Source organism: Streptomyces sp. NPDC026515 (assembly GCF_055567595.1).
Map to the genome: position 1 here is coordinate 1 of NZ_JBVHQD010000049.1, position 9,689 is coordinate 9,689.

Annotated in this window: 10 protein-coding genes and 2 pseudogenes; 4 read left to right on the forward strand and 8 right to left on the reverse strand. The window is 65.9% G+C overall.

The window, feature by feature from the left end; all coding sequences use genetic code 11:
• A partial coding sequence (locus ACZ4O3_RS43820) for a GlxA family transcriptional regulator (protein WP_467727980.1) occupies nt 1-942 on the forward strand: 942 nt, incomplete at its 5' end.
• Nucleotides 943-1,181: 239 nt separating this feature from the next.
• Here ACZ4O3_RS43820 and ACZ4O3_RS43825 read toward each other — a convergent pair.
• The 4 genes and pseudogenes from ACZ4O3_RS43825 to ACZ4O3_RS43840 form a co-directional block, all read right to left on the reverse strand.
• Nucleotides 1,182-1,325: pseudogene (locus ACZ4O3_RS43825) on the reverse strand (IS3-like element ISMyma3 family transposase); the annotation flags it as partial.
• Nucleotides 1,326-1,560: 235 nt separating this feature from the next.
• The gene (locus tag ACZ4O3_RS43830) at nt 1,561-2,223 is read right to left on the reverse strand and encodes a DUF5134 domain-containing protein (RefSeq protein ID WP_467727982.1); all 663 of its coding nucleotides are present in this window, start codon (nt 2,221-2,223) and stop codon (nt 1,561-1,563) included.
• 674 nt (nt 2,224-2,897) lie between these two features.
• Entirely contained in the window at nt 2,898-3,347 is a 450-nt protein-coding gene (locus ACZ4O3_RS43835; protein ID WP_467727984.1) for a cupin domain-containing protein, read from the reverse strand.
• A gap of 895 nt (nt 3,348-4,242) precedes the next feature.
• Nucleotides 4,243-4,701, reverse strand: coding sequence for a carboxymuconolactone decarboxylase family protein (locus ACZ4O3_RS43840; RefSeq protein WP_467727985.1), 459 nt, complete (start codon nt 4,699-4,701; stop codon nt 4,243-4,245).
• Between the two features lie 386 nt (nt 4,702-5,087).
• On the opposite strand from ACZ4O3_RS43840, the pseudogene ACZ4O3_RS43845 reads away from it, so the two are divergent.
• Nucleotides 5,088-5,284 (forward strand): annotated as a pseudogene (locus ACZ4O3_RS43845) (IS630 family transposase); the annotation flags it as partial.
• Between the two features lie 719 nt (nt 5,285-6,003).
• On the opposite strand, the gene ACZ4O3_RS43850 reads toward ACZ4O3_RS43845, so the two are convergent.
• Entirely contained in the window at nt 6,004-6,771 is a 768-nt protein-coding gene (locus ACZ4O3_RS43850) for an SDR family NAD(P)-dependent oxidoreductase (protein WP_467727987.1), read from the reverse strand.
• A gap of 124 nt (nt 6,772-6,895) precedes the next feature.
• On the opposite strand from ACZ4O3_RS43850, the gene ACZ4O3_RS43855 reads away from it, so the two are divergent.
• Nucleotides 6,896-7,312: an ArsR/SmtB family transcription factor gene (locus tag ACZ4O3_RS43855; protein ID WP_467727989.1), complete on the forward strand. Its 417-nt coding sequence runs from the start codon at nt 6,896-6,898 to the stop codon at nt 7,310-7,312.
• An 80-nt stretch (nt 7,313-7,392) separates the two neighbouring features.
• Here the strand turns inward: ACZ4O3_RS43855 and ACZ4O3_RS43860 are convergent, their stop codons facing one another.
• On the reverse strand, nt 7,393-8,280 hold the full coding sequence (locus ACZ4O3_RS43860) for an IS3 family transposase (RefSeq protein WP_467727991.1): 888 nt from the start codon (nt 8,278-8,280) through the stop codon (nt 7,393-7,395).
• Entirely contained in the window at nt 8,277-8,576 is a 300-nt protein-coding gene (locus ACZ4O3_RS43865; protein ID WP_467727992.1) for a transposase, read from the reverse strand. The genes ACZ4O3_RS43860 and ACZ4O3_RS43865 overlap by 4 nt, the downstream gene beginning before the upstream one ends.
• Before the next feature lie 126 nt (nt 8,577-8,702).
• Here ACZ4O3_RS43865 and ACZ4O3_RS43870 point away from each other — a divergent pair, with 126 nt between their 5' ends.
• Nucleotides 8,703-8,867: a hypothetical protein gene (locus ACZ4O3_RS43870; protein WP_467727994.1), complete on the forward strand. Its 165-nt coding sequence runs from the start codon at nt 8,703-8,705 to the stop codon at nt 8,865-8,867.
• 471 nt (nt 8,868-9,338) lie between these two features.
• Here ACZ4O3_RS43870 and ACZ4O3_RS43875 read toward each other — a convergent pair whose 3' ends face one another.
• Nucleotides 9,339-9,617, reverse strand: a complete 279-nt coding sequence (locus ACZ4O3_RS43875) for a hypothetical protein (RefSeq protein WP_467727995.1) — start codon at nt 9,615-9,617, stop codon at nt 9,339-9,341.
• Between the last annotated feature and the right edge of the window lie 72 nt (nt 9,618-9,689).

A 9,689-nucleotide genomic window follows, 5' to 3' on the forward strand; every position in this document is an offset into this window, starting at 1 on the left:
TACGACGGGGTCAAACTCCTGGACGTCGTCGGCCCCGCGGAGGTGTTCGGGGAAGCGAACCGGCTCGGTGCCGACTACACGATCGTGCTGGTGTCACCGACCGGTGCCGATGTCACCTCGTCCATCGGGATCCGGATCGCAGTCGACACCGCCGCTACGGAGCCTGCTCCTGACACCTTCCTGGTGGCCGGCGCAGACCTCTTTCCGCGCACACCTGTGCCCCGTGATCTGATCGAGGCCACGCGAACGCTGGCGGGCAGGGCCGCCCGGGTCGCGTCCATCTGCACCGGAGCGTTCATCCTCGGCGCCGCCGGCCTCCTGGACGGCAAGCGCGCGACCACGCACTGGAAGGTCGCGCACGAACTCGCCGCCCGCTGCCGGGCCAGCCGCGTCGAACCCGACGCGATCTACGTCCGCGACGGCACCACCTACACCTCGGCAGGCGTGACCGCAGGCATCGACCTGGCACTGGCACTCGTCGAGGAGGATCACGGCCCTGATCTGACCCGCGACGTAGCCCGCGCCCTGGTGGTCTATTTGCAACGTTCTGGCGGCCAATCACAGTTCTCCGCCCCACTGCAAGGATCGCCGCCCCGGTCTCCGGCCCTCCGCAGAATCACCGACGTGATCACGGCGAATCCCGGGGGAAACCACTCACTCGGCGAACTCGCCAAGCACCTCAATGTGAGCCCTCGGCATCTGACGCGGCTCTTTCGCGAAGAGCTGTCCACCACGCCGGCCCGGTACGTGGAGATGATCCGGTTCGACATGGCGAAAGCTCTACTCGACCAGGGGCATACCGCGACGCAGACGGCATCCCTTGCCGGATTCCCGAATTATGAGAGTATGCGCAGAGTTTTCGTGAAGGAATTGTCCCTCAGCCCCGCCGCCTATCAGCGCCGCTTCAGCACAGCGCGCCGAGCCGACGAGGGACAGCAGTAGGACGAAGCTGTCACTGCACGGACACCGATGTGTCACAGACGGTTGCGGTGCCCGGTGCGAACCTTTCCACACACGCCGGGTTCGGCCACCACATCCGCGACACCTTGCGACAGCACAGCCTTCCCAGGCGGGCTGGCCTGCTCTTCAGAGCCCGTTCCGCGAGCCGACCTCGACCTGCCCGACCTCCCTGGTCACCAGCCTCTGCGCCATCGGAGCCATGGCATCGGACCGCATCCCACAACGCACTCAGCCGTCCCGATCCCCAGCTTGGCGGCGACCGCCTTCATCGCGGACCACTCGGTGTCGTACTCGGGCCGCACCTCGGCGACCATGCGGACCGCACGTTTGCGCAGCTCAAGGGGATAGGGAGAAGGGCGTGCGATGACTCGATCCTCTCAAATGATCGAGTCCCTATCGAACCCGGAACGGTTCACGGACTCCGTGAAACTCGGGGTCACCACTCGGAGTATTGACCCGGGTCCGAGAAACCGAAGCTGAGGCGACCACGGCGGTCAGGTCCCGGCAGGCTCCAGAAGCGCCGGCACGATCACCGGGAGGCACCACGAGGGAGATCCAGCCGTGTTGGCCGGGTTCCCTCGGACATCGGAGCGTGCGCGGTCAGGCGATCACGATCAGCATGACCGCCATGCCCAGTGCCATGAGATCGTGGTAGGACAGGCCGTGTGGCAAGGCTGGCATCGGCGTATGCGGCGTCCTCGCCGCTGGTTTGTTCCGGGCGAGATCGAACCCTGGGGTGAGCCAGGGCAGTGCGAGGGCGAGGGCGACCATGGCCAGAATGATCGTGAAGCTGGAGTCCGAGCCGGTGAGCGTCGCGGCGGCTGCACTTCCCCGGGCACTCATCTGCATGCCGGGCATATCCACCATGCTGGAGCCGCTTTCGCCACCGCCGACGGAAGAGCCGGCGCGCATCATATGAGCCATCCATGCGGTTGCGGCCATGGTGAGGGCGTGCGGAGCGGCGTGGAGGAGCCGGTATGACAGCGGCGCGGTCGAGGATCGAACGAAGCACGCCACAGCCAGGAACCAGATGGCCGCGAGGGAGAAGAAGACCACCTGCGGTGTGACGGGGACGCTCATGCCCCACGGCCAGGTCATCACTGCCATCGCCACGGCCATCAGGGCGTGCAGCGCATGTGCGACACGATCGAGGGCAGGATCCCCGGCAGCCGCTCCACCGTCGGGGGCCGCGCCCGCACGCCACGCCGCACGCCCCGCAACGGCGGCGAAGCAGATCGTCAGCAACCAGTGCAGAGCAGTCACCGCGATGTCCCTACGTTTCTCCTGCGCCGGACGGTGTTGATCGAGCAGGTCGGGTCACAGCACCGGGCGACGGCCTCGTCCGGTGCCGATGCCGATGCGCGAGGGCCTCGAAGATGTCGTCGTCTTCGTCGAGGGCCTGCCACGGGTACGTGCCCATCCCGCTGACCGCGACGAACACCTCAGATGCCCTTCACTCCAGCCCGGCGTCGGCCGCGATGCAGTCCGTCGTCGTAGGCCTGCGCAGACGCGGTGCACGATCGCCGGACCGTCTCCTGGGAGGCCATCACCCGCGGTGGAGGACAAGCGCCTCACCTTGCGTCGGCCGAGGGCAAATACAACGGAAAATCATTTCAACTGAACACCGGGCCGCTGTGTGACGGCGGGTGCTTCCCGCGGACGATCCCCCCCATCTTGATCAAACGTGAACCTTTCATGCCATCCGCCAGTGTGACGGCGCCAGGGAAAGGGTCGGCAGCAATCCGACAAGTACTCGCGAAGGATTGCAGCCGAACATCAAGTCAGGGTTCGTCGCAGCTGTTTCACTGAGTGAACCGGCCGCTGTGACCTGATGGACCCCGAGTGCCACGGAGCGGCCAAGGTCAGGCCGTCGAGCACAGGACCCGTTTGCACACCGCCGCCCCGGACAGTATCTTCGCCGAGTCGCGGGAAACCCTTTAGGACGACGGCACCGGAGGCATTCGGCGAGAATACTCCTCTATCTCCACATTCGGGTAGCGAAGCTGAGAACGCTCCGCGATCTCAGCTTCGTCAAGGAATGTGGTCATCGGTACCCCCGGAGCGCAGAGCATGAATACCACGAATCGACTCGTGATGTCGTCTCGCAGATTGGATGCCCGATAGTGAACGACATCAGCGGGCTCCCAGAATCCCTCCCCGGCTTTGATCGCGTAGGGCTTTCCACCTTCCAGCTCGAAAAGCATCTCCCCTTCGAGCATGTACCCGAACAAGGGGCCGGAGTGACGGTGCGGTTCCGGGCCAGGATCGCCCGGCGGAAGTTCCACGACCTGCACCATCCCATGTGTCCCCTCCGGGAGAGGCGGGATCCCCTTCGCGCAGATATCAAATTTCTGCATCTTCGACTCTGAATCCGGTTTGGCTTCCATTTTTCACCTCAAATTCAAGTTTCGGTCATGTCGGCTGGAACGCACTGCTTATACGTGCCGGTGTATGCGGCCTATGTCATTCCGCACGATCGATGCCACCTTCCGGCACCTGTTCTGCTCGTCGCGCCTTCCCGCGCTCTCATTAGGGAGACGAGGTAGCCCTTCCGAGTGTGACAGCTCAGACGCGCACGAATTTGTCAGGACTGAAACGCTTGGCCGATGCTGGTCCCAGCGGTCAGCCTGCGCCCGCCCCCCACCCAGCATTAGGCCGCGGTCGGGTCCTCCTCGGTGCCCGCGTCCAGGAGAAGCAAGTGCTGAACCTCTCGACACCGAAGCCCACGATCGGGCGATGTCCAGCATCCCCGCCCCAAAGTGAGGCCGGCCCACCCCTGCCCCAGTGGAGCACACCCGAACCTCCGCCCGTCCTGCCCGCCGTGCCCCCAGCGCCGACGCCGGACGACGCCGTCGGTCGGGCTGCACAAAGCACAGGCGGAGCACCTGCCGCACCTGACGCCTGCTGCGCCGCGCTGGGCTCGCGCCAACGACCCGGACTGGTCGGACTCGGTCGACAAGCGGGGCGCTGAACTCCTCTAACGAGTCGGCGACCTCAATCGCTGGGGTCGCAACCGTACCCGCTCAGATGTTCGCGGTAGTCGGCGAGACCGCACGAGGGCCGGCGCGCCTGACCGCCCGGCTCTGATCCGACGGCAACCCGTACGGACCTTCCCGCATCGACATGGACGAGCGGCTCGGCCCGGCTCTCCTGGCCGTTCCCCGTACACGTACGCCGTCGAACGCCTCGGCTTGTGTGAGCCGGGCAGCTGGCGCAAGCCGCCCGGCTGATTCCACCCTCACCTACACGACGGAGCTTCGGCAGCCGCTATCACCGTCGAGGTCAGTTGCCGACGGGGTACCGGCTGGTGATCGCGACGCGGTTGAAGGCGTTCATCACGGTGGCCAGCCAGGCGACTGCCGAGATCTGGTCCGGGGTGAGTACGGCCGCGGCGGCGTTGAAGTCCTCGTCGCTGACGTGCCCGTCCGGAACGAGTGTGATCGCCTCGGTCAGGCGGAGGGCGGCGCGGTCGGTCTCGGAGAAGTAGCCGGTCTCCGCCCATGCGGGCAGCACCGCGATCCGGTCGGGGTTCTCGCCCTTCTTGAGGGCGTCGCGGGTGTGCATGCGCAGGCAGAACGCGCAGCCGTTGATCTGCGAGGTGCGGATCCTCAGCAGCTCGACCAGAAGCGGGTCGAGGCCAGCTGCGGCGGCGGCCTTCTCCACCTCCGACGACAGGGCAATGAGGGTCTTGTAGGCGGCAGGGTGCTGCTCGCCGATGTTGACACGCTGGGAGTCGGTCATGGTTCCTTTGCTTCCTTCGTGTGGCCTGCGCCACGCTCTTCGGGCGCGCGCCGTTGTGCGCTCTCATCAGAGATGACGAGGTAGCCCCTCCGGGTGTGACAGCCCAGTCGTACGAGATTGTCGGGGTTGATGGTCGCCGCCGACCTCGGCGAGAGAGGCTTTCTCCGCCTTGACGGGCGTATCGCGCTGCTTCATCGAGTCCTTTTCAACCTGCCGTGGCGGCGTAACCGGGGCCCGTGGCGCGAGGCCCCGACCCTCGCGTCCTCTCGGATAGTCCCCGGGCAGCAGCACACACCTGGTTGCAGCAGCTCACCCCGGGCGGCTGGCTCCTCGTCCCCCAGCGGTTCAAAGGCACGGTGTCCCGCTCCATCGCCTACGAGCAGCAGCCCGGCCGCCTGTCGGCTGCCGGGCTGCTCTGCTGCAAACCGTGCCTGCCCGCGAGCCTGTGCTATCGGCTGCGCCGGCACGCGCGTTGCAGGGGCGGGCGCCGCGCTCGCCGTGAGCGAATACATCCCGCCTGCTGGACGACGCCCACTATCTGCTGAGGGCCCTGATCGTGGTGTGGGAGCGACTGAGCACTCACTGTGCTGCGTGGCCTGGCGTCTGTGCCGGGATCGCCCGCGATGCGGCAGCTGACCGTCCAGGGCGACGACCGCCCGCTGCGGGGCACACCCGCTCCGCTTCCCCGAGGCGCTGGCCGTTCTGGCCGAGTGTGCCGCCCGTCGGCACCGGAACGTGCTCGCCGCGGCGGCGCCCGGTTGTTCTGAGCGGTCGAGTGGACCCTGAATCGCTGCGAGCCCGCCGACGGCCCCCTTGACCGCCAACCACGGCGTCTGGTCCCCAACATCCACGTCGACGACACCGCAGTCCCGGTGGCGGTCTTGGAATTCGGCTTCTTCCTCACAGCCGGTGCCCCTGCGTTCGAAGCGGCAGTGACGGCGGCGATCTGGGACATGTACGGACCCGAGCCGGGGCACCACGCGGCCGACCTGACCAACCTCCTTTACCGCGGCCGCCTCTTATGGTCGTCGACCACGCTGCCGGAGGAGTTCCGCCCGGTGGGATCCGAGTCAAGGCGGTGTCTCTCGGACCGGTCCGCGCGCCGGGCGGACAGACGACGGCCGACTGGCAGACGGCGTGGTCGCCGCGTTCGGTGTCACAGAGGAGCGAGCAGGTACTCCCCGAGGGCGTGCCGAAAGCATGGGTGTCGTGCTCGGAGGGGCGGGCGAGGCCGACGAGATCGCCGGAGCCGTCGCATTTCTGCTCGAACCTGATGCCCGGTGGATCAACGGAAAAGCGTATTCAGATGAGTTCGAGGCCTCCGTCGATCGTGAGAACCTGGCCCGTCAGCCACGTTGCGGTGGGATCTGCGAAGCGGACGATCCAGGACGCGACTTCCTCCGGTTCTCCCCTCCTTCCCAGAGGGATCCGGGATGCCTGCTCCTTCTTGACCTTCATCACCTCCTCCTCCGTTAGCCCGCTGAGGGACAGAGCCTCGCTCTCGGTCGGACCGGGGGCAATGGCATTCACTCTGATCCCGTCCTCGGCCAGCTCGACCGCCCAGGTCCGCGTCAGCTGTTCCAGGGCGGCCTTGGTCGCCCCGTAGTGGGCACCGCCCGGGTGGGGGCGATGGCCGTAGGTGCTGGAGATGTTGATGATCGAACCCTTGCTGCGGCGCAGGTGAGGCAACGCCGCCTGGGCGAGCATGGTGGGTGCGATGACGTTGAGGTCGAACAGGTCGGCGATGCGCGAGCGGGTCACCTCGTCGAACGAGACACGTGCGGTGGCGCCAGCATTGTTCACCACCACGTCAAGCTGGTTCCATCGGTCGATCGCCGTACCGATGATCAGCTCAGGGGCATGCTCCAAGCGCAGGTCCGTGGCCAGAGTCACGATGCTGGGGTGCATGGCGGCAGTCTCCTCCAGGGCCACCTGGCGTCGTCCGACACCAAGGACGTGCGCCCCCGCTTCGGCCATCGCGACCGCCGTTGCCCGGCCGATCCCCGTACCGGCTCCGGTGACGATGACGACGCGGTCATGAAGGGGTCGGGCGTGCTGGTGTTCCATCATGCGTCTTCCTCTTGCTGTACGACTGGCTTCAGGACACGGCCGCCGGCAAACGTCAGCACAGTCGGGTGTCTACGCGAGGGACACTATATCGAAAATCGTCGATAATCGATGTATGCTTCCGGCTGTGCCCAAGGAAGTAAGCCACCCCGACCTCGAAGAGGTCACCCTCGCCGCGGTGCTCTCGGCTTTGGGTGACCCTGTCCGCCTGCACGTCATGGGCGTCCTGGCGGACGGCAAGGAACATGTGCGCACAGACTTCACCGTTCGAGTCGCACAGTCGACGTTCAGTCACCACATGAAGACCCTTCGTGAGGCGGGACTCACTTGGCAACGGATGGAGGGCACACGCTGCTACGTGACCATGAGAAAAGAGGCTCTGCGACGATTCCCCGCTGTGCTGGAAAGCGTCCTCGCTGCGGAACGAGGCGAGCGCAACAGATCCTCCCTCACCGCGCCAGCTCTGGATCCAGTTCGAACAGTTCCTCCGTACGCTGACGTCCACTCCCAGCGCCTAGTAGTGCTTGGTCAGCTTCACTCGTGAGTGGCGTGTCTGCTTGCTCGTCGGTGTCGTTGAGCTGGTGTGACACCTGAAGCTTCCCCGTGATCTCGGACACGTAATGGTTATGCCGCGAGGGTGTGTTGATGCCGCTGCCTGGTCTCAGCCGGGGTGAGGTATCCGAAGACCTTGTGCTTGCGCAGGCGGCGGCGGTTGTAGAAGGTCTCGATGAAGTTGAAGACCTCGGCGCGGGCGGTGGCCCGGTCGGGCCAGATCCGGGTGCCGATTTCCTCCTTGAGCAGGGCCCAGAAACTCTCCGCGGCGGCATTGTCGAAACATGATCCTGTGCGCCCGCAGCTCTGCCGAAGCCCCAACTCCCGCATTCGAGCGCGGAATTGGATCGACGTGTACTCGCTGCCGCGATCGCTGTGGATCACACAGCCCGGCTCCAGCCCACCCCGGCCATGGGCCATGTCCAGGGCGTCCACGACGAGTTCGGCGCGATGGTGATCGGCCATGGCATAGCCGACGACCTCGCGGGTGGCCAGGTCCAGCCAGCAGGCGAGGTAGAGCCAGCCCTCCGCGGTGGGCAGATAGGTGATGTCGCCGACCAGCTTGGTGCCGGGAGTATCGGCATGGAAATCGCGGCCGATCAGGTCCGGGGCCGGCGTCGCCTTCTTGTCCGGCCGGGTCAGCGAGCGGTGCTTGCGCCGGGTGACGCCCCGGATGTCGCGCTCGCGCATCACGCGGGCGATGCGCTTGCGGTTCACCTGCCGCTCCAGGCGCCGCAGCTCGGCGTGGATGCGCGGAACGCCGTAGGTGCGGCGGGAAGCGAGGTGCAGCACCGTGATCTCGTGCGCGAGCGCGTCGTCGGCGGACTGCCGGGCACGACGGGCGGCCTCGCCCTCGCGCCAGGCGTAGTAGGAGGAGCGGGCCACATGCAGCACCCGGCACAGCAGAACGATCGGGTAGTTGGCCTTCTCCGCATGGATGAACCGGTACAACTCGCTCACCGGTCGTTCTCCTTCACGAAGAAGGCGGTCGCTTTTTTCAGGATCTCGATCGTCTGCTGCTGTTCGCGGTTCTCCTTGCGCAGCCGCTTGAGCTCCTCGCGCTCGGCACTGGTCAACTCGCCGGAGGTGCCCTCGCCCCGGTCCGTCTTGGCCTTGCGGTACCAGCCGCGCAAGGATTCGGAGCCGATGCCGAGCTCCCTCGCAACCGCAGTGACCGTCTTGCCCGAGGAGTCGACGAGCGCGATCGCGTCCCGCTTGAACTCCTCGGTGTACCGCTTCGTGTACTTGCTTCCCACCTGGTGCTATTTCCTCTGGAACCTCAGGTCCGAGTCTCCAGGTGTCCACGATCAAGGGGAAGGTTCAATCGCCCCTTCCACCTACTACGCCCACAAGAAACGACTGGCCGCCCCGTCCGTACGTCGGTGCGGGACGCTCAGCTAAGGGAGCTGATCAGTCAGATCCACACCGCCAACAACCGTGTCTACGGGGCGAGCACCGTCGAACGCCTGATGCGTGAGATGGGCATTCAGGGGGCGGTCCGCGGCAAACGTGTGATCACCACGCTTCCCGGCGGGCAGGTCGAGTGAGCTCCCGACCGTCTCGACAGCGACTTCGTCGCCGCGGCCCCCAAACCGGTGCTGGGTGGCAGAAGGACATGGTCGGTCACCCTCTACATCGCGTTCGTCGTGGACACGGTCTCCCGCCGGATCGTCGGCTGGTCGACGGCCACCGCCAAGAAGACTGTCTTCGTTCTGGACGCCCTGCGAGATGGCGATCTGGCAACGCGACCGCGACCAAAAACCCATCCAGCCACGCGAGTTGACAACTAAAGGAGCGTCAACGCCCTGATGGAACCGGCGATCGGACTGTACAAGACCGAGTTGATCAAACCCCACCGGCCCTGGAAGACGCTCGCCCAGGTGACACCGCCGAACGGGTCGACTGGTACAACGACCACCGACTCCACGGTGAGATAGCCATATCCCGCCCGTGGAGTACGAAGCCAACTATGACACGGAACTCACGAAACCCCAGGTCACAGCCACGATCTGAGATCTCTACCGAACTCGGACCAGTTCAGTCATGGACAGAGGTGGTCGCTGAGCGATCCGAGCGTCAGCAACGCGCCCGAGCAGACCGACGACGTACACCGCGAAGACCACCGTCAGCATCGTGACCGTGAGACCCCAGCGCTCCCGGTACAGCGGGTAGAGCGGTGACGGTGCGCTCACCGTGGCCGTCATCACCACATTGGGCCAGACCAGCACGGCGAAGGACGCACATCGCCCGAGACGACCGACGACCAGGGCCACCCGGGCGCGAGGCAACGGGATCACATCGAACCAGTCGCCTTAGACACCGGCGTCCATGTCGGGAGTCGGGGACGTCCAGGACTTTCACCCGCCATG